At 73.9% G+C, this 24,282-nt stretch carries 21 protein-coding genes; 11 read left to right on the forward strand and 10 right to left on the reverse strand.

The genetic code is table 11. The features are described from left to right. The first annotated feature begins 40 nt into the window (after positions 1-40). Positions 41-781: an FAD:protein FMN transferase gene (locus PV796_RS04845; RefSeq protein ID WP_274918863.1), complete on the forward strand. Its 741-nt coding sequence runs from the start codon at positions 41-43 to the stop codon at positions 779-781. Between the two features lie 21 nt (positions 782-802). On the opposite strand, the gene PV796_RS04850 is transcribed toward PV796_RS04845, so the two are convergent. Then, positions 803-2,491, reverse strand: coding sequence for a CocE/NonD family hydrolase (locus PV796_RS04850; RefSeq protein WP_274911657.1), 1,689 nt, complete (start codon positions 2,489-2,491; stop codon positions 803-805). A gap of 202 nt (positions 2,492-2,693) precedes the next feature. Between PV796_RS04850 and PV796_RS04855 the strand changes: the two genes are divergently transcribed. Then, positions 2,694-3,017, forward strand: a complete 324-nt coding sequence (locus PV796_RS04855; protein WP_274911658.1) for a putative quinol monooxygenase — start codon at positions 2,694-2,696, stop codon at positions 3,015-3,017. A gap of 48 nt (positions 3,018-3,065) precedes the next feature. Here the strand turns inward: PV796_RS04855 and PV796_RS04860 are convergent, their stop codons facing one another. The 4 genes from PV796_RS04860 to PV796_RS04875 form a co-directional block, all read right to left on the reverse strand. Beyond that, positions 3,066-4,052 (reverse strand): LLM class flavin-dependent oxidoreductase, encoded by a 987-nt coding sequence (locus PV796_RS04860; protein ID WP_274911659.1) that lies wholly within the window; start codon positions 4,050-4,052, stop codon positions 3,066-3,068. A 94-nt stretch (positions 4,053-4,146) separates the two neighbouring features. Further along, positions 4,147-5,100: an IS481 family transposase gene (locus PV796_RS04865; protein WP_274911660.1), complete on the reverse strand. Its 954-nt coding sequence runs from the start codon at positions 5,098-5,100 to the stop codon at positions 4,147-4,149. Positions 5,101-5,220: 120 nt separating this feature from the next. Next, entirely contained in the window at positions 5,221-5,982 is a 762-nt protein-coding gene (locus PV796_RS04870; protein ID WP_274911661.1) for a DUF72 domain-containing protein, read from the reverse strand. A 124-nt stretch (positions 5,983-6,106) separates the two neighbouring features. After that, positions 6,107-7,399, reverse strand: a complete 1,293-nt coding sequence (locus tag PV796_RS04875; RefSeq protein ID WP_274911662.1) for an erythromycin esterase family protein — start codon at positions 7,397-7,399, stop codon at positions 6,107-6,109. A 460-nt stretch (positions 7,400-7,859) separates the two neighbouring features. On the opposite strand from PV796_RS04875, the gene dnaK reads away from it, so the two are divergent. Beyond that, positions 7,860-9,749 carry a molecular chaperone DnaK gene (gene dnaK, locus PV796_RS04880; protein WP_274911663.1) on the forward strand — a complete coding sequence of 630 codons (1,890 nt, stop codon included), beginning with the start codon at positions 7,860-7,862 and terminating at the stop codon, positions 9,747-9,749. Further along, positions 9,746-10,408, forward strand: a complete 663-nt coding sequence (grpE, locus tag PV796_RS04885; RefSeq protein WP_274911664.1) for a nucleotide exchange factor GrpE — start codon at positions 9,746-9,748, stop codon at positions 10,406-10,408. The genes dnaK and grpE overlap by 4 nt, the downstream gene beginning before the upstream one ends. Before the next feature lie 6 nt (positions 10,409-10,414). Here the strand turns inward: grpE and PV796_RS04890 are convergent, their stop codons facing one another. Next, positions 10,415-11,953, reverse strand: coding sequence for a nitrilase-related carbon-nitrogen hydrolase (locus tag PV796_RS04890; RefSeq protein ID WP_274911665.1), 1,539 nt, complete (start codon positions 11,951-11,953; stop codon positions 10,415-10,417). Positions 11,954-12,190: 237 nt separating this feature from the next. Between PV796_RS04890 and PV796_RS04895 the strand changes: the two genes are divergently transcribed. The 3 genes from PV796_RS04895 to PV796_RS04905 all read left to right on the forward strand — a co-directional run bounded on the left by PV796_RS04895 (position 12,191) and on the right by PV796_RS04905 (position 15,685). Then, positions 12,191-13,468, forward strand: coding sequence for a sensor histidine kinase (locus PV796_RS04895; protein ID WP_274911666.1), 1,278 nt, complete (start codon positions 12,191-12,193; stop codon positions 13,466-13,468). Beyond that, the gene (locus tag PV796_RS04900; protein WP_274911667.1) at positions 13,465-14,199 is read left to right on the forward strand and encodes a response regulator transcription factor; all 735 of its coding nucleotides are present in this window, start codon (positions 13,465-13,467) and stop codon (positions 14,197-14,199) included. The genes PV796_RS04895 and PV796_RS04900 overlap by 4 nt, the downstream gene beginning before the upstream one ends. A gap of 130 nt (positions 14,200-14,329) precedes the next feature. Next, complete coding sequence (locus PV796_RS04905) at positions 14,330-15,685, forward strand: cytochrome P450 (RefSeq protein WP_274918865.1); 1,356 nt, start codon at positions 14,330-14,332, stop codon at positions 15,683-15,685. A gap of 9 nt (positions 15,686-15,694) precedes the next feature. Here PV796_RS04905 and PV796_RS04910 read toward each other — a convergent pair whose 3' ends face one another. After that, entirely contained in the window at positions 15,695-16,573 is an 879-nt protein-coding gene (locus PV796_RS04910) for a glutathione S-transferase C-terminal domain-containing protein (protein WP_274911668.1), read from the reverse strand. Positions 16,574-16,731: 158 nt separating this feature from the next. After that, positions 16,732-16,842 (reverse strand): putative leader peptide, encoded by a 111-nt coding sequence (locus tag PV796_RS41980; RefSeq protein WP_342456883.1) that lies wholly within the window; start codon positions 16,840-16,842, stop codon positions 16,732-16,734. Positions 16,843-17,030: 188 nt separating this feature from the next. On the opposite strand from PV796_RS41980, the gene PV796_RS04915 reads away from it, so the two are divergent. Both PV796_RS04915 and PV796_RS04920 read left to right on the forward strand, forming a co-directional pair. After that, positions 17,031-17,489 carry an RrF2 family transcriptional regulator gene (locus PV796_RS04915; RefSeq protein ID WP_274911669.1) on the forward strand — a complete coding sequence of 153 codons (459 nt, stop codon included), beginning with the start codon at positions 17,031-17,033 and terminating at the stop codon, positions 17,487-17,489. A 228-nt stretch (positions 17,490-17,717) separates the two neighbouring features. Then, positions 17,718-19,001 (forward strand): acyl-CoA dehydrogenase, encoded by a 1,284-nt coding sequence (locus PV796_RS04920; protein ID WP_274911670.1) that lies wholly within the window; start codon positions 17,718-17,720, stop codon positions 18,999-19,001. A gap of 41 nt (positions 19,002-19,042) precedes the next feature. Here the strand turns inward: PV796_RS04920 and efeB are convergent, their stop codons facing one another. Then, positions 19,043-20,317, reverse strand: a complete 1,275-nt coding sequence (gene efeB, locus PV796_RS04925) for an iron uptake transporter deferrochelatase/peroxidase subunit (RefSeq protein WP_274911671.1) — start codon at positions 20,315-20,317, stop codon at positions 19,043-19,045. Positions 20,318-20,457: 140 nt separating this feature from the next. Continuing rightward, positions 20,458-22,647, reverse strand: a complete 2,190-nt coding sequence (gene efeU / locus PV796_RS04930; RefSeq protein ID WP_274911672.1) for an iron uptake transporter permease EfeU — start codon at positions 22,645-22,647, stop codon at positions 20,458-20,460. A 175-nt stretch (positions 22,648-22,822) separates the two neighbouring features. Here efeU and PV796_RS04935 point away from each other — a divergent pair, with 175 nt between their 5' ends. After that, positions 22,823-23,203 (forward strand): PASTA domain-containing protein, encoded by a 381-nt coding sequence (locus PV796_RS04935; protein ID WP_274911673.1) that lies wholly within the window; start codon positions 22,823-22,825, stop codon positions 23,201-23,203. Positions 23,204-23,673: 470 nt separating this feature from the next. Further along, positions 23,674-24,183 (forward strand): hypothetical protein, encoded by a 510-nt coding sequence (locus PV796_RS04940; protein WP_274911674.1) that lies wholly within the window; start codon positions 23,674-23,676, stop codon positions 24,181-24,183. Positions 24,184-24,282: the final 99 nt, after the last annotated feature.

A 24,282-nucleotide genomic window follows, 5' to 3' on the forward strand; every position in this document is an offset into this window, starting at 1 on the left:
GGAGCAGCGGGACACCGGGCTGCGGCACGTCGAGCACGTGATGGGGACGGTGTTCTCCTTCGACGTCCGCGCTCCCGTATTGCCGGGCGTGGCGGCCGCGTTGGAGGACGCGGTGGCCTGGCTGCACCACGTCGACCGGGTCTTCTCCCCCTACCGCCCGGACAGCGTGGTGAGCCGCCTGGCCCGCGGCGCCGCGCGGCCCGAGGACTGCTCGGCGGAGGTGCGCGAGGTCCTCGCCCGGTGCGAGGCGGCCCGGCGCGCCACGGGCGGCTGGTTCAGCCCGGTCGCCGGCGGCACCCTCGACCCGTCGGGCCTGGTCAAGGGGTGGGCGGTGGAGCGGGCCGCGGAACGGCTCCGGGCCGCGGGCGCGCGGCACGTGTGCGTCAACGGAGGCGGCGACCTGCAGTGCTTCGGCGGCTCGGCGCCCGGGATGCCCTGGCGGATCGGCCTCGCCCATCCGTTGCGCGCGGACGCCCTGTGCGCGGTCGTCACCGGCTACGACCTGGCCGTGGCCACCTCCGGCACCGCCGAGCGCGGCCCGCACATCCTGGACCCGCACACCCGGGCTCCGGCCCGCGGGCCCGCCGCCGTGACCGTCGTCGGCCGCCGGCTGACCACGACCGACGCCTACGCCACGGCTGCCTTCGCGATGGACGCGAAGGCAGCCGACTGGTTGGAATCCCTGCCCGGTCACGAGGCGTTGGCGGTCACCCGGGACGGCGGGTCGTGGCACACCGCGGGCTTCCCCCACTGGGGCACGCCGCTGGTCGCCGGCTCCTGACCACGGCGCGGGCGGCGGTGCTCACCGCAGCGGCACCGTCAGCTCGGCCGGGGCGTTCGCCGGGGAGCCGAAGGCCACAGTGCTGCCGCGCGGGGTGCGCCCCCCGTAGAGCGGGTCCGCGGTGTCCAGGACCAGGGCCAGGTGGTGGCCGGCGGGGATGTCGTAGGCGGTGGGGAAGAGGCTGACGTCGAGGGGGACGGGGCGGCCGGGCCGGGTGTCGGTCCAGCTCTGGGGGGCGTGGGAGATCAGCTTGCCGATGCCGAGCGCGTTGACGTCGTAGAGGTAGGCGAAGGCGGTGCCCTGGGGGGCGGAGGCGGTGACGGTGGTGCGCAAGTGGGCGGCGCCGCGCAGGTGTTGGGTCGTCGCGTAGGGCGAAGACTGCCAGACCGCGGCGGAGCGGCGGGACAGCAGCGGGACGGCGACGGTGGGCGGCAGGCCGACGACCTGGTCGAGGGCGCCGGAGAGCTCGGCGATGCCGCCGTCGGCGCCCGAGTCGGTGCCGCCGGCCACCTGCCGCGTCCAGCCGGTCGGGGCGGCGCCGGTGGCGAGCGTGCCGGTCCCGTGGGAGTCGGGTCGGCCCAACGACAGGTGTTCCGTACGGGAGTTGACGGACTGCCAGTTGGGGTAGTCCTCCTGGACGCCGGTCGGTCGGACCTGGAGCTGCACCCCTTCGCGCGTGGCGGGGGTCGGGGCGGCGCCCTTGAGGTGGCGGTCGAGCCAGTGGCGGGCGCTGGTCCAGGTGGCGTTGGGCAGGCCGAGCAGGCTGGTCAACTCCTGCGTGGCGTGGTCACCGGGGCGCAGTTCGAGCCGCTTGGGCACGGTCAGCCGCTGGTAGAAGGCGGTCATCTGGCCGGGGTTGAAGATGCTGTCGCCCCAGGCGTTGGCGAGGAAGACCGCGGTGCCGTGGGCGTTGATGCGGTCCACGTAGGTGGCCGGGGAGCGGGTGTGCGCCCACTGGACGACGCGGGGCATGTCGCGGTCGGCGAAGAGGTCGGACAGCGTCCGGGAGAACTCGGGGCCGCGGCGGCCGGTGGGGATCTGGATGGCGGCGAGCAGGCCGGCGGCCTGGAGGTGCCGGGTGCGGCCGCTGTAGAGCGCGTCGGTCAGGTCCGCCCAACCGCTGAGCGAGGCGACCGCCTTGACCCGCGGGTCAAAGGCCGCGCCCATCAGCGTCAGGCCGCCGCCCAGCGAGAGGCCGACCATGCCGATGCGGCCGCGGTCGGACGGGGTGTGGGCGAGGGACCAGTCGATCACCGAGGAGATGTCGCCCACGTCCTTGGGGCCCGCGACGTCGATCTTCCCGCCGGAGGCCCAGAAGCCGCGCACGGTGTACGTCACGGCGACGTAGCCGTCGGCGGCCAACGCCCTGCCCTGGGCCACGTACTCCAGGTCGTTCTGCCCCCAACTGGCCGGCTGGACGACCAGCGGGTAGTGGCCGTTGCGGTCGGCGCCGGGGGTGCCGGGCGCGGGGGTGAAGACATCGGCCTTGAGGACGGTGCCGTCCTTCATCGGGATGTCGACCAGGCGGAAGGCCGGGGCGGCGGACGCGCCGGCGGTGGCGGACGCGGGCCGTTCCCCGCCGGTCGCCGCCGCGGGACCGGCGGGCACGCCGACGGCCAGGGCGAGGGCAACTGCCGCCGCGCACAGGGACGTTGCCGTGCGTCGTCGTCGGCCGAGGGGGTTGCCTGCGGTACGGCGGGGTCGCGCCATCGGTGCTCCAGGGGGGTCTGACCACGGCGCCACAATGGCGTCCGTAGGGTGCGGTGATCGGGAGCGTAGGGCCGCCCGACGCCCCCGGACGAGATCATGATCAGCCAAATTACCGACGGGTAATGCACCGCTACCGGCGGCCACTTGGGGGCCAGTGCGAGGCGATATGCGTGGGATACGGCAAATGGTTTAGGGTACCCGGATGATCTTTATCGTTGTGAAGTTTCCCGTGAAGCCCGAGCACGTCGAGGAGTGGCCCGAGAAGGTCGCCGCGTTCACCCGCGCCACCCGGGAGGAGCCCGGCAACCTGTGGTTCGAGTGGTCGCGCAGCATCGAGGACCCGAACACCTTCGTGCTGGTCGAGGCGTTCCAGGACGACGCCGGCGAGGCGCACGTCAACTCCGACCACTTCCGCGCCGGCCTGGAGGCGATGCGTCCGCTGCTGCGCCGCACTCCCGACATCGTGAGCACCACGATCCCGGGCGCCGAGGGCTGGAGCGCGATGGGCGAGCTGGCCATCGGCTGAACACCCGCGCGGCGGTTCGCCTGCGGTGAGGCGCGGGCGCGCGGTGGTTCAGCGGAGCCCGGGGGCGACCTCGGACGCGAAGAGGTGGAGCGAGCGCAGGGTCCGGCCCGGGCCGGGGTCGACCGGGTGCACCTGGATGATCAGGTCGGTGGCGAGGGGCAGCAGGCGGTCGGCGCGCAGCGCGGCGAGGACCTCGTCCGGAGTGCCGACGCAACTGTCGTTGCGGGCGCCGCGGGCGGCTTCCGGGCCGGTCCGCGCGGCGAGGCGGGCGAATCCGGCCTCGGCGTCGGCCCACGCCCCGGCGCGGGTGGGCGCGACGTAGACGGAGCGGGACAGCCCGATCCGCGGGGCGGAGTCCGGATGCTTCCAGTGCGCCAAGTATGCCTCTACGAGCGGGAGTTGGGCCTCATCGAGCGGAGTGCCGGGCGGCGCCGAGCGGCCACCCGGGACGGGGCTGACCGAGGTGCGGGCCAGCAGCAGCCCGCTGCCGTGCTCCGCCGCCCGCACCGCGCCGGGCACGCCGAACGTGGCCTCCCACAGCCGGTCGGCCAGCCCGGGCGCCGGCGGGAACAACGCGGGCCCGCCGGGCGCCAACTCCGCGCCGGCCAGGGCGTCGCGCACCACCCGCAGACCGTCGGCGTAGGCGGCCCGGCGGTCCGCCGGGGAGCGGCCGAAGAGGCCGGAGACGAGCGCGCCGCCCCCGGTGCCGAGGCCGAGTTCCAGGCGTCCGCCGCTGAGCGTGTCGAGCACCGCGGCGTCCTCGGCGAGCCGCAGCGGGTCCTCCAGCGGCAGGGTGATGATGCCGGTGCCGAGCCGGAGCAGTCGGGTACGGGCCGCCGCGGCGGCGAGGAAGACCAGCGGCGAGGGCAGTCCGCCGTCCTGGCGGGCGTGGTGCTGGGCGACCCAGCCGCTGGCGAAGCCCCGTTCCTCCGCCGCGGTGAGCAGCTCCAGCGCCTGCGCATAGAGCGCGGTCGGCGGCGCGTCGTCCACGAGACGGGTGAACACGCCCAGGCGGAGCGGTGGTTGTGCGGTCATCCGGTCCTCTCGTTCGGCGCGGGCGGCCAGGTGGCGGAGCGCCCGCGGGGTGCGGCAGGTGTCGGCGGGGTATCCCTGCCCGCTGGTGAGCGCCCTAGCTGTATTGACCCGTGAGGTTGGGGACGCGGCTGGCGGGTGGCTGACCTTTCAGCGCGGTGTGTCCGCGGTGGTGATTGTAGGTGTGCAGCCAGGCGGGGTAGGCGTCGCGTCGTTCCTGCTCGGTGCGGTAGGGCTTGGCGTAGGCCCATTCGTCGAGCAGGGTGCGGTTCAGGCGCTCGACTTTGCCGTTGGTCTGGGGCCGGTAGGGTCGGGTGCGCTTGTGGGCGATGCCTGCGGCGGCCAAGGCATCGCGCCACAGGTGGGACTTGTAGCAGGAGCCGTTGTCGGTCAGGACCCGCTCGACAGTGATCCCGCACGAGGTGAAGAACTCCTGGGCCCGGGTCCAGAAGGCGGTCGCGGTCTCCTTCTTCTCGTCGGTCAGGATCTCGCTGTAGGCGAGGCGGGAGTGGTCGTCGACGGCGGTGTGGATGTAGCTGTAGCCGGTGCCGGAACGGGTTTTGCGGCCGGCGTGGCGGCCCAGCACCTTGTGTCCGCCGCCGTCGGGGATGTTGCCGAGTTTCTTGATGTCCACGTGCACCAGCTCGCCGGGCCGTTCGCGTTCGTAGCGGCGTATGGCTCGGCTGGTCGCGCGGTCCAGGTGCGTGAGCCGGGCCAGCTGGTAGCGGGTCAGCACTCGATGCACCGTTGAGGGGACCAGGCCGAGCAGGCCGGCGATGCGGGCTGGCCCCCAGCGGCGCAGGATGCGGAGCTTGATGATCCGGCGTTCGGTGCGGGTCGGTGTCCGGCGTGGGCTGTGGTGGGGGCGGGAGGAGCGGTCGGTCATGCCGGCCTCGCCCAGGACTCGGTAGCGGCCGGCCCATCGTTGGGCCGTGGTCGGGGAGACCTGGAAGCGTTCGGCGGCCCGCCGTAGGGTCCAGCCGTCCTCGACGACGCAGCGGGCCAGACGCAGCCGGCCGGTCTCGGTCAGGGGTGCATTACGGTGGGGCACGAGGGCCTTTCGGTCGGTGTAGACGTCGCAATCCACACCGAACCCGGAAGGCCCTCACCCGTTCAAGATCCCGCAACCGAGACCTGCATCACCCGTCCACAACCTCCCGGGACAGAACACCTAGCACTCCGGCGGGGTACGGGTCACCGCCCGACCCGCGGCGGTGACGGCGCGGGCGAAGCGGGCGGCGTCGAGGACGGCGGCGCCGCCGGGGTCGTTGTTGAAGTAGGCGTAGACGTCGGCCCGTTCGGGCCAGGTGTCGGCGATCCGGTGCGCCCAGGTGTCCAGGGCCTGCCGGCCGTAGTGCGGCCAGGGGGCGGCGCGGCCCGCGTGGAGGCGGAGGTAGCCCCAGTCGGTGGTGCGCCACAGCGGCGTCACGGGCCGGGAGTCGCGGTCCGCCCAGCACAGGGCGGCGCCGCGGCGCTCCAGTACGGCGCGGATCGGGTCGGTCCACCAGGAGGCGTGGCGCGGTTCGACGGCGACCCGGATGCCGGCGGGGAAGCAGCCCAGGCAGGTGTCGAGCAGTCCGGCGTCCGCGGGCAGCGTGGGCGGCAGTTGGAGCAGGACGGGGCCGAGCCGGGGGCCGAGGTGTCCGGCGCGGGACAGCAGCCGGCGGACCGGTTCCCCTGGGTCGCGGAGCCGTTTGATGTGGGTGAGGTAGCGGCTGGCCTTGACGGCGATGACGAAGTCGGGCGGCGTCCGGTCCCGCCACTCGGCGAAGGTCCGGGCCTCGGGTAGCCGGTAGAAGGCGGCGTTGCTCTCCACCGTGGCGAAGTGCCGGGCGTACTCCTCCAGCCAGCGTCGCTGCGGCAGTTCGGGCGGGTAGAGGACGCCGCGCCAGTCGCGGTACTGCCAGCCGGAGGTGCCGAGGTGGAGGGTCATGCCGGGATGTGTCCCCGGTCCGGTGTCCGGTGTACCGGGGCGGCGGTCCGTTGAGGCGGAGGCCCGTCCCGGGGGTCTCCGCCTCAACGGGTGCCGCCCCGGTGGGACGGCACCTCCCGCGGGCTCAGAAGCGGACCGACGGGTCCCGGGTCACCGTCGGGACGGACAGGACCGCGTCGATCGCCGCGGGGACCCGGGTGACGACGCTGGCGCTCTGGGTGCGGATCCGGTCGAGCAGCGGCGTCCCGTCGGCGCCGCGCGGGGACCGGCGGAGGTCGGTGAGGGTGGTCCGCTCGCCGAGCCCGGCGTCCAGGAGGGCGCCCTCGACGCTGCCGGGCTCCGGGGGCGCCAGGGGCGTGTCCGCGAGGGTGAAGCCGACCGGGCTGTGCGCGTCCGGGAGCATCTCGGGGACGTGGTCGGCGGTGTGGGTCAGGGCCACGGTGCGGTAGGCGTCACCGAGGGTGCGCGCCAGGTGCCCGCCCATGGGCAGCGCGCTGAAGGCGCCGCCGAACGAGATCTCGGTCTTCTGGATGTGGTTGTTGTGCGCGAGGAGGACGATGCGGGTCCCGGGGGCGCTGTGCTCCAGGTGCCAGCGGACCGACTCGGCGAGGTAGACCTCGCGGACCGCGAGGTCGCTGCCGCTGCCGCGGCCGGACTGGAGGGCGTGCATCGCCTGGAACAGGTAGTCGGCGTGGGTGGCGGCCTCCACCCGGCGCAGGGCGATGTCGTAGCGCTCCTGGCCGCCGTGCGCCACGCACTGCGGTTCGGTGGCCCGCAGCCGGAGCCGGAGCCGGGCGAGGGCGGCGGTCAGCGCGTCCTGGTCGGCGGGGGCGAGGCGGGCCCAGGCCGGTGCGGCCGTCATGCCGGAGCCGCCGCAGAAGCGGTCGCTGATCTCCAGCGCGGTCTCCAGGAGGGGCAGGGCGTCGGGGTCGGCCGCGCGGAGGTAGTCGCCGACCGGCTCCAGAGCGGGCCGCAGCGCGCCGCCGGCCTCGGGGAGGTCGAGGCCGGCGAACCGCAGCGGGTGGCCGCCGGCGCGTTGGTGCCCGCGCAGCCAGCGCAGGAAGCCGCCGGCGCCCCACTCGGCGGCCGCCCGGCTCACCTCCGCCAGGCCCTCGTCGTCGCCCTCTCCCTGCACCCAGCGGTCCACGGCGAAGGCTTCGCTGAAGCCGAATTCGAGGGCGAGGACGGTGAATCCGCACCGTTCGGCGAGGAACCGCACCACCCGCTGGCGGGCGAGCCAGAACTCCTCGACGAAGTGGGCGCCCTCGCCCACGGCGACGACCCGGGCGCCGTCGGCGATCTCCTGGAGCGCCTGGAGGTCGTCGAGGGGCGCGTGCGGGTCGAGCGTGGTCAGTTCCGTGGCGTGCGCGCGGAACCAGGGGGCGAGCGGGGCGTGCGGGGCGGTCTGGTCAGGCATGGGGGTATCTCACTTCTGCTCTGCGTACGGAGGTCTCTGCTCCGCGTACGGAAATCCGGGACGGTCGCGCGTCCGTGGGCCGGCGGGGCCGCGGGACGCGAGCGCGCAGGCGCGGCCGGCACCGGGCCGTCCGGCCAGCGGTGCGTCGCGCCCGTCGCGGACGGCGATCAGAGGAAGTGAGTGTGTATCGGCATGCGGACGACCGTAGCCGCCGCCGTCACCGCGCCGCACCCGAATTTCCGCCGGCCCGGCCGCGGCCACGCTCCACCATGGGGAACATTCTCGGCAAAAGGTGCACCTTGACAGTCGTCGGGGCACGTTCTATGCAGATGATGTAGCCGGCTCGGCCGCGATATCGGCAGGTGAGAAGGGTCGCGAGGGATACGGCCGGGCGCCGCCCCTCGGGACAGCCTCCGCCGCGCCGTCGCCCCGGATCGGGCCGCAAGACGAGGAGAAGACCATGGCACGAGCAGTCGGTATCGACCTCGGGACGACGAACTCGGTGGTCAGCGTGTTGGAGGGCGGCGAGCCCACGGTGATCGCCAATGCCGAGGGCGCCCGGACCACCCCCTCGGTGGTCGCCTTCGCCAAGGGCGGCGACGTCCTGGTCGGTGAGATCGCCAAGCGCCAGGCCGTGACCAACGTCGACCGCACCTGCCGCTCGGTCAAGCGCCACATGGGCGACGCGCAGTGGCACTTCCCGGAGAGCGGCGACATCGACGGCAAGCGCTACACCGCGCAGGAGATCTCGGCGCGGGTGCTCCAGAAGCTCAAGCGGGACGCCGAGAACTACCTCGGCGAGGACGTCACCGACGCCGTCGTCACCGTCCCCGCCTACTTCAACGACGCCCAGCGCACCGCGACCAAGGAGGCCGGCGAGATCGCCGGGCTGAAGGTGCTGCGGATCGTCAACGAGCCCACCGCCGCCGCCCTGGCCTACGGCCTGGACAAGGAGAACGACCAGACGATCCTGGTCTTCGACCTCGGCGGCGGTACCTTCGACGTCTCCCTGCTGGAGATCGGCGACGGCGTCGTCGAGGTCAAGGCCACCAACGGCGACACCCGCCTGGGCGGCGACGACTGGGACCAGCGGATCGTCGACCACCTGACCAAGCGGTTCAACAGCGCGTACGGCATCGACCTGGCCAAGGACAAGATGGCCACCCAACGGCTGCGCGAGGCCGCCGAGAAGGCCAAGATCGAGCTGTCCGCGGCCAGCGAGACCACGGTCAACCTGCCGTACTTGAGCGCCTCGCCCGAGGGCCCGCTGCACCTGGACGAGAAGCTGACCCGCGCCCAGTTCGAGCAGCTGACCGCGGACCTGCTGGAGCGCTGCAAGGCGCCGTTCCACAACGCGATCGACGACGCGGGCATCAAGGTCGCCGACATCAACCACGTGATCCTGGTGGGCGGTTCGACCCGGATGCCGGCGGTGACGGACCTGGTCCGGCAACTGACCGGCAAGGACCCGCACAAGGGCGTCAACCCGGACGAGGTGGTCGCGATCGGCGCCTGCCTCCAGGCCGGCGTCCTCAAGGGCGAGGTCAAGGACGTCCTGCTGCTCGACGTCACCCCGCTGTCCCTCGGCATCGAGACCAAGGGCGGCATCATGACCAAGCTGATCGAGCGCAACACCACCATCCCCACCAAGCGCTCGGAGACCTTCACCACCGCCGAGGACAACCAACCCTCCGTGCAGATCCAGGTGTTCCAGGGCGAACGGGAGATCGCGGCGTACAACAAGAAGCTGGGGATGTTCCAACTCACCGGCCTGCCGCCGGCCCCGCGCGGCGTCCCGCAGATCGAGGTCTCCTTCGACATCGACGCCAACGGCATCATGCACGTGACCGCCAAGGACCTGGGCACCGGCAAGGAGCAGAAGATGACCGTCACCGGCGGCTCCTCGCTGCCGAAGGACGACATCGACCGGATGGTCCGCGACGCCGAGCAGTACGCCGAGGACGACCGCCAGAAGCGGGAGTCCGCCGAGACCCGCAACCAGGGCGAGCAACTGGTCTACCAGACCGAGAAGTTCCTCAAGGACAACGAGGACAAGGTGCCCGCCGAGGTCAAGACCGAGGTCGAGACCGCCGTCGGCGAGCTCAAGGAGAAGCTCAAGGGCGAGTCGGCCGGCGGCGACAACACGGCCGCCATCCGCACCGCGTCGGAGCGGCTCGCGACGGTCTCCCAGAAGCTGGGCCAGGCCATGTACGCCGAGGCCCAGTCCGCCCAGTCGGCGGCCGGCCCGGACGGTGCCGGCGGGCACTCGGGCCAGCAGGCCACGGGCGAAGACGAGGTCGTCGACGCGGAGATCGTGGACGACGACAAGCGGGAAGGAGGCGGACGATGAACCGTCCGACCGATGCCGGTCGGCTCCCCCGCCCGCCGCTGGCGCTCGTCGGGCGCACCGGGCCGGAGCGGGGGCCGGCGTCGCCGCCCCGGCCGGAGTCGGACCGGGTGCGGCCGGGCCAGGACGCCGGCCGCACCGCCCGGCGCGACACCGCGCCGCCCGGCCCCGGCGCCCGACAGTCGGACGCCGAGCGGCTGGCGGCCGAGGTGCGGGAGCGCACGGCCGATCTCCAGCGGCTCAAGGCGGAGTTCGACAACTACCGGCGCCGGGTCCACCGGGACCGGCTGGCGGTGGGCCAGATCGCCGTGGTCAACGTGGTGGAACGGCTGCTGCCGGTGCTCGACGCGATCGCCGAGGCCACCGAGCAGGGCGAGGTGACCGGCGGCTTCCGGCGGGTCGCCGACCTCCTGGACACGGAGCTGGCCTCCCTGGGGCTCGCGCCCTTCGGCACCCCGGGCGAGCCCTTCGACCCGAACGTCCACGAGGCGGTGACCTACCACCCCGCCGGACCGGGCGCGCGCCCCGCGGCCGGCGAACGCCCGGTCTGCGCCGAGGTGCTCCGCCGGGGCTTCCGGGTGGGCGACCGCCTGCTGCGCCCCGCCCAGGTGGCCGTGGCCGGCGCCCCGTCGGCCAACGCCCCGAAGAATAGGCGGCGTTGACGACGGTCACGACGCGGGCGGCCGGCGCCGGGTGAGTGCGCCGGCCGCCAGCAGCGCCCCGACGGCCGCCAGGCACAGCCAGGCGAAGGTGTCCCCGATCCGGTCGTAGACCGTGGTGGTGCCGTGCAGCGGGACGTGGGCGACGGTGGCCTGCCGGTCGGTGCCGAAGTAGTCCGTGGTGGCCAGCGTCCGGCCCTGGTCGTCGAAGGCGGCCGAGACGCCCTCGGCGTCCTGGCGGAACAGCGCGTAGCCGGACTCGACGGCCCGGACCGCGGCCTTGGCGGTGTGCACCCGCCCGAACTCCGGCCAGTCGTGGGCCGGGACGAGCATGAGGTCGGCCGGGACCCGCATCAGGCCGGGGAAGTCGGCGTCGTAGCAGATGACGTTGGCAATCCGGCCGTACGGGGTGGCGGCGGTCGGGACGCGGCCGTCGCCGGGGGTGTAGGTCTCCGAGCCGGGGATGGGGTGGGCCTTCTGGTACGTCCAGCGCACGGTGCCGCGGGGGTCGATGAGGAGCGCCTCGTTGCGGCCGTAGGACGGTGCCCGTGCGGTGTGGACGCGCAGGCCGACCTCCAGGTAGATCCGCGAGCGGCGGGCCTGTTCGCGGGCCGCGGCGAGGGCCGCGGGCTCGTCGCCGACCAGCACCCGCGCGCCCTCCTCGGGCCAGACCACGATCTCGGCGCCGGCTGCGGCCTCCCGCCGGGTGGCGGCCAACAGGCCGTCGAGCACGGCGCGCTGGGCCGGCCGGAGGCCCGGCGGCGGGTGGGCGACCAGGCCGGCCGGCCCGCCGGTGGCGCGCGCGTACTGCGCCTTCTGGGTCCGTACCAGGGCCGCGTCCGCGGTGACGCCGGCGATTCGGACCGTCGGCCCGGTGGGCGAGGCGAGGGCGAGCCGGGCGCCGCCGGCGAGGACGACGGCGAGCAGCGCCGCGGCGCAGGTGAACACCGCGCGCCGGGCGCTGGCCCAAGAGCCCGCCTCCCAGAGGTGGTTGAGGGTCGAGGCGCACCAGGCGACGAGGAAGCCGATCCCGTAGGAGCCGGTGACGGAGACGAGTTGCAGCAGCGGCAGCGCGCCGGTCTGGGTGGCCGCCAGCGAGCCGTAGACGGTGCCGAACGGGCTGAGCACGGTGATCAGGAACTCGGCGGCGGCCGTCGCGGCCGGGAACGTCAACAGCGCCGCCCAGGGGCGCAACCGCCCTATGAGCAAGCGGTCCAGGAGGAACGGCAGGGTGAGCAGCGCGGCGAGCCCGGTCACACCCAGCAGGACGACCGGGTTGAGGCCCAGCGCCGACTCGGCGACCCAGAAGACCGCCGCCGCGGTGTTGGCCGCCCACAGCACCAGGGCGCCGGTCCAGGGGCGACCGGTGCGGGCGAAGCGGAGCAGCAGTACGGGGCAGAGCCAGGCCGCGGCGGCGATGTCCCACCGGCCGCCGACGGCGAGCAGGTGGGCCGCGGTGCCCAGGAGCAGCAGCGTCCAGCGGGCGCGGGCCGAGGTCGTCCGGGGGCCGTCGCGTCCCGGACGCCCGGCGGTACTCGTGGTGTTCACGGGGTTTCATCGATCCCTTCGATGGGTCGGTGGGTCGGCGACCGGGCGGTGCGCGGCGCGCCGTCCGGTCGGATTCCGTGGGGTTTTGACGCTAAAAGGCGGGGGCGGCCGCGGCGTCGTCCTGGTTGCCGATCCGCCGCCGGGACGCGCACCTTTGGTTGCGTCGCTGGGCGGCCCGTTTCCCTCCCCGCGGACGATCCCCGCCCCGGGGACGGCTGGTTAGCCTTGCGACCCGTTATGGACACGCACCTCACGGCCGCCCTCCGGGGCGCCCACCGCCAACTCACCGACCGGCGGCCCTGGCTCGGCGATCTCGCGCTCGGCGGCGGGCTGACCGCGTTCGACATGCTGACCCTGCTCGCCCGGCACCCGGCTCCGAGCCCGGTCGGGGTGCTGCTCTGGGGGCTGCAGACCCTGCCGCTGATCTGGCGCCGCCGGTGGCCGCGGACGGTGCTGTGCGCGATGACCGCCGCGTTCGTGGTCTTCGAGGTCGTCGATCCGGTGCCGGGCAAGATCCCCGGCCCGTATCTGCTGATCTTCGCCGGGTACACGGTGGCTCGCCGCACGCCGGCCCGCTCCGGGCTCCTGTGGACGGCGCTGTCGCTGCTCACGGCCGTGGGGACGGATCTGCTCACCGGCCGGACCGACCCGCCGCAGCTCGGCTCGCTGGAGCCGGTCACCGCCACCACCTTCGTGGTCTTCTACGGCGTCGCCTGGCTCCTGGGCTACGGGCGGCGGCGGATCGCGCTCCAGGCGGACCGGCTGCGCGACCTCAACCTCCGGCTCGGCGAGGCCAACGGGCGCCTGAAGGAGGCCAACTCCCGCCTGCGGGAGGCCAACGAGGACCTGCGCGCCGCGCGGGAGCGCAACGCCCGTCAGGCCGTGGTCACCGAACGCGCCCGGATCGCCCGCGATCTGCACGACGTGGTCGCCCACCACGTCAGCGCCATCGCCGTCCAGGCGCGCGCCACCGACGAGGTGCTCCAGGACGACGTGGCGGACGGCCGGCGGGGCGTGGCGCGGATCGCGGAGACCGCCGACACCGCGCTGGTCGAAATGCGCCGGATCCTGGGCCTGTTGACCGCCGGCGAGGACCGGGACGGCGCTGTCGGCCCCGCGCCCGAGCCGTCCCTCGGCCACGTCCGGGCGCTGTTCGCGGCGGTGGAGGCGGCCGGCTGCCGGATGACCGCGGAGCTGGACGACGCCCTCGGCGCGCTGCCGCCCGCGCTCCAGGTGTCGGCCTACCGCATCGTCCAGGAGGCCCTCACCAACGTCCTCAAGCACGCCGGCGCCACGGACGTGCGGGTCGCGCTGCGCCGCGGCGCGACGGCGCTGACCATAGCCGTCGAGAACGGGCCGGCGGCCACCGGGCACCAGCCGCCGCCCGGATCGGGCCGGGGCCTGCTCGGCGTCCGCGAGCGCGTGGCGGCGTTCGGCGGTACGGTGCACACCGGCCCGCGCCCGCACGGCGGTTGGCGGCTCTCCGCCACGCTCCCCCTGGAGGCCCTCGCATGACCATCCGGGTGCTCCTCGCCGACGACCAGGAGATGGTCCGCGACGCCCTGCGGGCGGTGATCGACCGCCGCCCGGACTTCGAGGTCGTGGGCGCCGCCGCCGACGGTGCGGAGGCGGTCGCCCGGGCCCGCGAACTCCGCCCGGACGTCGTCGTGATGGACGTCCGGATGCCCGGCACCAACGGCATCGAGGCCACCCGCCGGCTGCTCGCCGACTGGCCGCACCCCGGGCCGCCGCCCCGCGTGCTGGTCCTGACCACCTTCGACCTGGACGCGTACGTGCACGCGGCGCTGCGCGCCGGCGCCTGCGGCTTCCTGCTGAAGAACAGCCCGCCGGACCAACTCGCCCACGCCCTACGGGTGGTGGCCGACGGGGAGGCGATGCTCGCGCCGAGCGTCACCCAGCGGCTGATCGGCGCCTTCACCGCGCTCCCCGCGGGCCTGCTGCCGGGCGCCCCGGCCCCGTCCACCGCCGCCGGCCGGCGCCTGGACGCCCTCACCGCCCGCGAGTTGGAGGTGCTGCTCCTGGTGGCCCGCGGCCGGTCCAACCTCCAGATCGCCGAGGACCTCGGGCTGTCCCAGCCGACCGTCAAGAGCCGGGTCAACCGCATTCTGACCCGCCTGGGCCTGGACAACCGCGTCCAGGCGGCGCTCCTGGCCCATGAGGCGGGGCTCCTCGGCCCCGCCGCGGCCCGGACCCACGACGCCGACGGCGCGCCCGACCGGCCGTGACGACCGCCCCCCGGGGGGGGCGCGGTGCCCTTGCGCGGGCGGGGTGGTGGCGGCGAGGGTGGTCCCGTCCCCGCCGGGAGCGCCCGGCCCGCAAACCAGTGGAGGGCGCGTGGCATCCCCCGGCGGCCGCATGACCAACGGGAACGGCGCGAGCGCGCCGCACCCCGACCCCACCACGGCCAACGCGCCCGACGCACCGGCGATTCCCGACGTCTTCGATCCGCGCCGCTACGCCGAGGGGCTGCCGCTCGACGCCTACCGGCTCCTGCGCGACCACCACCCGGTGGCCTGGCAGAACGAGCCCGAGGTGCTGGGCTGGCCGGCCGGTCCCGGCTTCTGGGCGGTGACCCGGCACCGGGACGTGGTCCGGGTCCTCAAGGACGCCCGGACCTTCTCGTCCCACCTGGGCGCCACCCAGATCCGCGACCCCGACCCGGACGACCTGCCGTTCATCCGGCGGATGATGCTCAACCAGGACCCGTCCCCAAGCTCTCGACCCCGTTCGAGCGGGGGAGACCCCAACGACCACAACCGGCTGCGCCGCCTGGTCAGTCGGGCCTTCACCCCGCGCCGGGTGGACCGCTTCGCGGGAGTCGTACGGGAGCGGGCCCGCGCCCTGTTGGGCGCCGCGGTCGAGGGCGCGCGCACCGGGGGCGACGGGGTGTGCGACCTCGTCACCGCCGTCACCGACGACTACGCGCTGCTCAACCTCGCCGACCTGCTGGGCGTGCCGCCGGGCGAGCGGGGGCTGATGCTGGACTGGACCCGACGGGTGATCGGCTACCAGGACCCGGACGAGGCCGGCCCGGCGGTGGCCGGCGCGGACGGCCGGCCCGCCAACCCCCGCTCCCCCGCGCTGCTCCAGGACATGTTCGCGTTCGCCCGCGAACTGGCCGCGCACAAGCGGCGGCACCCTGCCGACGACGTGCTGACCGCGCTCGCCGCCGACCCCGAACTGACCGTGCCCGAACTGGAGATGTTCTTCTTCCTGCTGACCATCGCGGGCAACGACACGGTCCGCAGCGCCGCCCCCGGCGGGCTGCTGGCGCTGGCGCGCCACCCGGACGCCTACGCAGGCTTGCGCACCGGCGCGGTGGCGGTGGGCACGGCGGTGGAGGAGCTGCTGCGCTGGCACACGCCGGTGCTGAGCTTCCGCCGGACCGCCGCCGAGGACACCGAACTGGCCGGCACCCGGATCCGCGCCGGCGACAAGGTCGTGGTCTTCCACGGCGCGGCCAACCACGACGAGCGGGCCTTCGCCGCCCCGGGCCGACTGGACCTCGCCCGCACCCCGAACCCCCATGTGTCCTTCGGGGACGGCCCACACGTCTGCCTGGGCGCGCACCTCGCCCGCCTCCAACTACGCGTGCTGTACGAGGAGACCTGCGCGCTGTTGCCCGCTGTGGCGGTCGCCGGACCGCCACAGCGGCTGGTGTCGAACTTCATCCACGGGTTGAAGTCGCTGCCCCTACGGGTGGCGACATGAGGCGGGCGGTCAGCGCGGGGCCGGGGTGACCCGGGGCGCGGGGGCGTGTGCGGTGGTCCAGTCGACGATCTGCACGGCCGCCCCCGCGGCCTCCTGGCCCCGGCAACGGGCGTGGTGGCGGCGGGCGATGGCGTCCAGGTCGAGGTGGCGGGCGAAGGCCGGGAGGGCGGCGAGCCGGCGGGCGTAGGACCACAGGCCGCGGTGGTCGGCTATGCGGTGCACGGCCGCGGCGTCCAGGTGCCAGCGGTGGACGGTGTCGAGCTGCACCAGGGTGACCCACAACTGCACGTCGGCGACGGTGAGTCGGTCACCGAGGAGGTAGCGGCGGTCGGTCAGGCGGCGCTCCAGTGCGGCGAGCGCGTCGAGCAGGGTGGTCAGGGCGGCCTCGTAGCCGGGGTGGTCGCTGCCGAGCGAACCGGCGTGCTGGGCGGCCTGGTTGAGGTCCCGCTCGCAGCGTCGGACCAGTGCGTCGATCGCGTCCCGCGCGTGGTCGGGGTAGAGGGCGGGTCCGTGGCCGCCGAACCGCTCGGCCAGGTCGCGGAGGATGTCCGGGGCATGGGTGCTGACGATCCGTCCGGTCCAGTCGTCGCTGAGCACCGGGACGGTGGCGGGGCCCTGGTACTGGTGCGCGCTGGCCTCGTAGAGCGGGCGCAGCGCGGTGTAGCCGCACTCCGGGGCGTCGGGGACGGCGGGCAGCAGGTTCAGCGGGAGCACGTCGTCGAGGTCGAGCAGGGCGTGGGTGAGGGCGATGCCCAGACAGTGCGGACAGGACGGGGAGAGGTGCAGGCGGTAGCGGTGCGGGACCGGGTAGTGGCCGCTGCGCGGGTCGGGGCCGATCCGTCCTCGGAAGGCGGACGTCCCGGTGGCGGTGGAGGCGGAGGTGGTCATACGAGTCCCTGGGTGCGAGGTCCGGTAGCGGGTCGTACGGGTGGGCACCCGTCGGCGGTCGCGCGCGGACGCGGACGGGCGCCGGCACGGTGGCACGGGGCGGGGCCCAAGTGGGGCGCGGGGTCAGCGGAAAACGGCTGCCGGCGCCCGGCGGCGGACTATGCGGCGCTGCAGACGCGCAGCAGATCGATGTGCCGGCGGGAGGTGAGGAGGGGACGCGGCCGGTCCGCGCGTGCCGCGCGGTCGCCGTCCCGCTCTGTGTGCCCCATCGACTCCCACCCTGTTCGCCGTGGTTCCCGCCCTTGAGTCTCAAGGCCCCGCCGGGCCGCGTCAAGGGTCGTGCGCCGGCACCCTGCCGGGGGTGAACCGGCCGGCGCGCGCCGGGAATACCGGGGTTGCGCTCCTCGTCAGGGGGCGGGGCGACGGCCGGGCCCGACCGCTCGGGGATAATGCCACCATGCGGATTTCAGCCAGAGCGGACTATGCGGTGCGCGCCGCACTGCAACTCGCGCACGCCCCGGACGGGGGCCCGCTCAAGGCGGAGGCGATCGCCGACGCCCAGGACATTCCCCACAAGTTCCTGGAGGGCATCCTGGGCGACATGCGGCGCGGCGGGCTGGTCCTCAGCCAGCGCGGCGGGAACGGCGGTTACCGCCTCGCCAAGGCCGCCGACGAGATCAGCATCGCCGATGTGATCCGGGTCGTGGACGGTCCGCTGGTGTCCGTACGGGGCGTGCGCCCGCCGGAGTTGTCGTACAGCGGCCCCGCGGAGTCCCTGCTTCCGCTGTGGATCGCGCTGCGGGCCAACGTCCGTCAGATCCTCGACGGCGTCTCGCTGGCCGACGTGGCGTCGGCTGAACTCCCCCATCAGGTCTCGGCATTGGCCCGCGACCCGGCCTCCTGGATGAACCCCTAGGGCGAACCCGGCTGACCTGCGGACGGCCCGCGACGGACCGTCGGGCGACCGACCCCGTGTCCGGAATGCGACCACGATCCGTCCACCCCTCGAACACCCCTTGCCCGTCCAGAAGTTCAGGCCGCATCATGCAGCTATTCCCTACCAATCCAGTGGGAAAACTAGGGAAGCCCGACCGGGGGCCACCCCCACAGCCCGGTTCCAGCCGACGAGGACGGTGAACGGCGCATGCCGAAAAGGTCCGCAACACGTCCTGCCGCCCCGCAGTCCCGCCCCGCGGAGGAGGAGATCTGGCCCCGCGTCACCCGCGAGGTCGCCGACGACCTCGCCGTCGACGCGCTGGCCCGCGACCGGTCCGGCAAGCCGCCCGCCGACGAACTCGCCCGGCTGCGCGAGGCCGGCCTGCCGGCCCTGCTGACCCCGCCCAGCCCGCTCCGCGGCGGCAGCGACTGGCGCACCGCCTGCGCCGTCATCCGCGAGATCGCGGCGGCCGACAGCTCCATCGGGGAACTCCTCGCCCGCCACTACGCGTTGACCTGGAACACCCGGTTCTTCGGCGGCCCGGACCAGGCCGACGGGTTCGAGCGCCGGGTGGCGGCGGAGCAGTGGCTGCTGGCCGGCGACACCGGCAACTCACCGGCCGACGCCGAGCCCGCGTCCTCGGGCGCCGCCCCCGACCTCACCCTGACCCTCACCCCGAACGGGAACGGCTATCTCCTGCACGGCCGCCGGTCGTTCGCCGCCGGCGTCACCGTCGCGGACCGCCTGGTCGTCGGCGCCACCTGTACCGAGACCGGCGACTGGCTGACCGCACTGGTCGACCCGGCCCACCCCGGCGTCACCACCGACCCGGCCCACGACCGCCTGGGCCAGCGCCTCGCCGGCGCCGGCAGCGTCGCCTTCGACGGGGTACCGGTGCTGCCCGAGCAACTCCTCGGCACCGCCTCCCACGACGAGCAACACCTCACCCCCTACGCCACCCTGGCCCCGCTCGCGCTGCGGCTGGCCCTGGTGCACGTCGCGCTGGGCATCGCCGAGGGCGCGCTCGCCGAGGCCCGCGACCTCAGCCGCGCCGCGCCCGGCGGCTGGCCGACCGCCGACCCCGACCCGGCCCCGTACGCCGAACGGCCGGGCGGCGACCCCTACTTGCTGCTCGCCTACGGAGAACTGGTCGCCGCCGCGCACACCGCAGCGGCCGTCGCGGAACCGGCCACCGAGGCGTTGGCCAGGGGCCTGCTGATGGGCCGGGAGCTGGGCTCCAACGAGCGCGCCGACATCGCGGTGCTGGTCGCCGCCGCCGAGGCGGTGACCAACCAGTCCGCGCTCCAGATCACCACCCGCATCCTGGAGTTGACGGGCACCGCCGACTCTTCCGCCGGCGACCCGGGGTTCGACCGGTTCTGGCGCAACGCCCGCGTGCTGACCGCCCAGCGCTCGCCCGCGCACAGCCTCCGGGCCATCGGCGACCACTACTTGAACGGGACGCACCCGCCGCTGACCCTACGGATCTGAGCCAGCGGCCGCCGCGCCCCTCCGCGGCTCCTGAAGTCGTATCAGACGGCGGCCAGCAGGCTCCGGCCGAGCCAGTCCGAGCCGTCCCGCACGCCCGGCAGGGCGTAGAAGTAGCCGCCGCCGGTCGGCGAGATGTAGTCCACCAACGGCTCGTCGATCAGCCGCTCCTGGGTGGCCTCGAACTGGCGGCGGACGTCCTGCTGGTAGCAGCAGAAGGCCAACCCCATGTCCAGGTTGCCGACGTTGTCCACGCCCCGGTCGTAGTTGTAACCGCGGCGCAGGATGCGGGAGTCGTCGGTCTTGGCGGTGCGCGGGTTGGCGAGCCGGATGTGCGAGTCCAACGGGATCGCGGTGCCGTGCGGGTCCTTGTGGTAGGCGGGCACGTCGAACTCGCCTGCACCGTCCAGCGGGGCGCCGGTGTCCTTGCGGCGGCCGAACATCTTCTCCTGCTCGGCCAGCGAGACCCGGTCCCAGAACTCCACCAGCATCCGGATGATCCGGATGACCTGGTAGCTGCCGCCGGTCGCCCAGGCCGGCTCGCCCTGGCCGTCGCGGACCCACACCAAGTGGTCCATCTCCCGCCCCGACTTCACGTCGGGGTTGGCTATCCCGTCCTTGAAGCCGAGCAGGTTGCGCTGGGTGCCGCTGGGTCGGGGCGCGTTCTGGAAGCCGTCGATGCGCCACTTGATCTGCATGCCGCCGCGGGTGTGCCGGGCGATGTCGCGCAGCGCGTGCAGCACGGTGTCCTGGCGCTCCGCGCAGATCTGCAACGACAGGTCACCGTGGCACTCGGCGGCCTGGAGGTTGTCGTTGGGGAAGGTCCGCATCGGGGCCAGCCCGCGCGGCTTGGCCTTGGCGAGGCCGTAGCGGCCGTCGAAGAGCGAGGCGCCCACCCCGAGCGTGACGGTCAGCGCGTCGGCCGGGACGACCGGGCCGAGGATCCCGTTGTCGGACGGCGGGGCGCCGACGCCGAGGTCCTGCGGCGCGCCGCCGGCGGTCAGGAAGCGGGACCGCTCGGTGATCGTCCGCAGCAGGTCGGTGAGTTCCTTGCGGTTCTCCGCGATGACGTTGAGCGAGACGAACGCCGCGGCGGCGGGCTGCGGGGTGAGGATGCCCGCCTGGTGGACGCCGTGGAACGACACCTTGCCGGCGTCGGCGGTGTCGGCGGCGCGCGCGGTACCGGTCTGGCCCTGGGCCAGGGCGAAGCCGCCGCCGGCCAGCACCGCACCGGCCGCGCCGGCGCCCAGCGCGGTCTTCACGAACGAGCGCCGGTCGGCGGGACAGCGGCCCTGCGGGCCGGGCGTTTCGGCGGACATCTCGTGGATCCCTTCGGAGCGTGCGCGGGGTGGTGCGTCGGTTGCGGGGTGGCTGGGTGGTGGGGAGTGATACGGGCGGGGGCCCGGTGGTCGGCGGCGGTGCTCGCGTGCGCGGTCCGGGCGCCCCGATCCCGGGGCGGTCAGGCGGACTTGCGGATCTCCAGGAGGTCCGGCACCGGCGCCAGGTGTTCCAGCAGTTGCCCGGTGACCCCGTTCAACCGCTGGCGGGTGGCGGCGTCCAGCTTCTCGACCGGCGTCCAGGCATCGCCGTGGTGCGCCGCGTCGAGCATCTTCTGGAGCCGGGCGATGTCGTCGTCGATGGTGGTCAGCAACTGCGGGTCGCGCTTGGCGATCAGCGGGCGCAGCACGTCGAGGAGTTCACGGGTGCCGGTGAGGTTGGCGTCGGCGGTGGCGAGGTTGCTGCCGCTGCCCTCGTCGGTGTCGCCGGTCAGCTCGAACTGGAGGGTGTTCTCCAGGATCTCGTGGGTGCGCAGCGGCAGGTCACCGGGGGCGAAGTCCTGGGTGGGGAACGCCTTCCGCAACCCCATCACCTCGCCGTGCAGTTGCTCCGCCGGCCCGGTCAGCTCGTCGGCGGGCGCCCCGTGCCAGAGCCCGTACTCGATCCGGTGGAAACCGCTGAATTCCTTGTCGTGCACGCCGCCCGGGAGCCCGTCGGCCCGCCCGTTGATCTTCTTGTCGAAGTCCTGGAACGTGCCGTAGGCGGCGCCGAGCGAGGAGTAGGTCCGGTGCGCGGTGAGCCAGTCGGCGCGGGCCGCGTCCAGGTCGCCGCCGGCGAGGTCGTCGCTGAGCCGCTGGGTCTGGTCGGTCAGCGTGGCCAACCCCGCGTCGACGTACTTCTTGTACGCGCGCAGCGGCCCGGCCAGGTCCTCCTCGGAGACCGGCACGACGGCCTTGGCACCGCCCCCGCCGCTGACCCGGACGGCGGCCGAGGTGACGGCCTTGCCGCCGGTGGGGACGCAGCGCCAGGCGTACGAGCCGCCGGCGACGGTGGCGACCAGGTCGCGGGTGGTGCCGGGGGCCAGGCCCTCGATCTCGCCGTAGACCGCGTTGCTCGTCGGGTCGACGAGGTACACCTCGGAGGTCTTGTCGCCGGTGTTCTGCATCTGGAAGGTCTGCCGGCCCGTCTTGGGCGCGGTGAAGCCCTTGCCGCACTCCTTCTCGGACACCGCGATGGTCGGCGCCCCGGCCGGCTTGGACTTGCCGAAGGCGACGATCCCGCCCGCGACGACGGCGGGCACGGCGACCACGGCGACGGGCAACACCCAGGCGGGGCGCTTCCGGCCGGTCGCGGCGGCGACCGGCGCGGCGGCAGCCGGCGCGGCTTCCTTTTGCGGCTCGGGTTCGGGTTGCGACTCAGGGGTGGACTCGGGCGTGGACGCGGCCTGCTCCTCGGCCGACTCCCCCTCAGCCGGCCCCACTTCGGCCGACTCCGCCTCGACCGGCTGTGCCGCTGCCGCCTTCGCCTCGGTCGCACGCGGCGCCGGCGCCGGCTTCGCGGCCGTCCGCACCCCGCGGACGAACAGCGTCATCACGACGGCGAGGTACGCCGCGTACCCGACGACCTGCAACCACGTCATGGCCGGCATCAGGTTGAAGACGCCCTGCACCAACGTGGTGTACCAGGCGCTCGGGTCGATGCTCTGGCTGAGGTCGAAGGCGAACGCGGTCTTGCCGGGCAGCACCCCGCCCTCCTGGAGGTCCCGCAGGCCGTACCCCAGGACGCCGGCGGCTATGACGATCAGCACGGCCCCGGTCGCGGTGAAGAACTTGGTGAGGTTGATCTTGAGCACCCGGCGGTAGAGGCCCCAGCAGAGCCCCGCCGCGATGACCAGGCCGATCCCGGCGCCGATCATCGGCCCGACGGATTCGCCGGCCGCCCGCGCCGTGGTCCACAGGAACAGCGCGGTCTCCAACCCCTCGCGGCCCACGGCCAGGAAGGAGGTGACGATCAACATGCCCGCGCCCATCGCGAGCGCCCCGGTGACCTTCTCCTTGATCTCACCGGAGAGGCTGCGCGCGGAGCGCCGCATCCAGAACACCATCGCGGTGACGAACGCGACCGCGATGACGCTCAGCGTGCCGCCGAACGCCTCCTGCGCGGTGGCCGAGAGCGAGGCGGCGGTGAACGTGAGGACCGCACCGAAGCTCAACGACATCGCGATGGCGGCCAGCACGCCGGTCCACACCTGCGGGAGACGGGACTTGGCCCCGGCCCGGACGAGCGTGGCGACGAGGATCGAAACGATCAGTCCGGCTTCCAGACCTTCTCTCAAGCCGATCAAGAAACTCGGAAACGCGTCGTCCCACATAGTCGTCCTCTCCGGCCGCATCACCGCACCGGTATGCCTTACCTCAGTTAGCGAAGGCATACCTTAGTCAGACCGTCTGAAGATGTCTACACAGCTGTAGTCACGTGGTCACGAGCGGATAACGACCCTAGTCCAGGCCCCACACGCCCCCGACGGGGCCCCCGACCATCCCGTCGTGACTCCCACCCGCACCGCGCGTTCTCCAGGCATGACCAACAAGCTCACCCCCCACGCCCCGCGCGCACGCCGAGCACCGCGCACCGCCGCGGCCCTCGCCCTGACCGCCCTCGCCACCCTCGCCGCGACCGCCCCGGCACGCGCCGCCGACGGCACCATGCCCAACGTCAACGGCAAGTCCCTCTCCCTCGCCTACCAGGCGCTCCACAACAACAAGGACGTGCAACTCCAGGACGGCAGGGGCGCCGGGCGCCACGTGCTGTGGCCCGGCAACTGGAAGGTGTGCGCCCAACACCCCAAGGCCGGCGCCCCGTTGCGGCACCAGAAGGTGACGCTCACCGTGGTCAAGTCCCGCGAACGCTGCGACAACGGCCGATAGCCCACCGGGCGCCCCGCGCCCCACCGTCACGCCCTCAGACACACTTCAGGCCCGGGAAGAACTCCCGGGCCGCCTCATCAATCGATCCCCAACAACAACCATCTCGAACAACACAGTCCCCGGGAGTCCACATCGCCACCATCTACCTCAGTCGTCGCTGAGGCTCCGGTTCGCGGGGCTTCCGGGGGCCTAGCCAGAGCCACTTTAAGGGTCTCCTGCCCACGAACGTCTTCGTCGGCGGTGCGGCTCTCCGCTTATCTGGTTACAGACCAGTTTCCTCCCGATTTGCACACAGTCAAGGGGTATGTCAGGGAGGCCGGGTAAAAAGCCCGCGGCGCAAGCACCGGCGCGCGGTGCTGCACATCAAGGACGCGTAAAGATTGCCGGGATGCGGCAATGTGCGCCGGCCGGGCCTCGTGTCACGATCATCCTCGTTCAGGCGGAATGAGCGAGTGCGGGAGGGCTGACACATGGCCTGGTTTCTTGGTCTCGGCATCGGCGGGATCGTCGTGCTCGCGCTGTCACTGATCTTCGACGGCGTACTGGAGGGCCTGTTCGGCGGCGTGCTGGCGGGGCCCTTCGACGGACTGCTGTCGCTGCCGGTCATCGCCGGGTTCCTGTCGATGTTCGGGTTCGCCGGCGCGATCGTGCACGGCGGCGCCGGACTCGGCACCGCGGCCGCCGTCGGCGTCGGGCTGGCGGCCGGCACCGCGGCCGGGGCGGCCACCTGGCGGTTCAGCCGGACCCTGATGGACGACCGGACCGACCCGGCACCGCGCCGCGAGGACCTGGTCGGCACCGCGGGCTCGGTGATCACCCCGATCCCCACGGACGGGTACGGCGAGGTGCTGCTGCAACTCGCGGGGCATCCCGTGAAGCTGTCGGCCCGGAGCGCGGTCCCGGTGGCCCGGGGTGCCGAGATCTGGGTGGAGGCGTCGCTGTCGTCCACCGCGGTCGCGGTCCGCCCCGTCGAACGCTGAGCGGGGGCGGCCCGGACCCGGACGCCGATGCGGGTCGGCACCCGCCCCCGCTCGCCCGGTCCCCCGGCGCGCTCCGCGCCGCGGGACCGATCCCGCACA

It is taken from the genome of Streptomyces sp. WZ-12, assembly GCF_028898845.1.
Classification (GTDB): Bacteria; Actinomycetota; Actinomycetes; order Streptomycetales; family Streptomycetaceae; genus Streptomyces.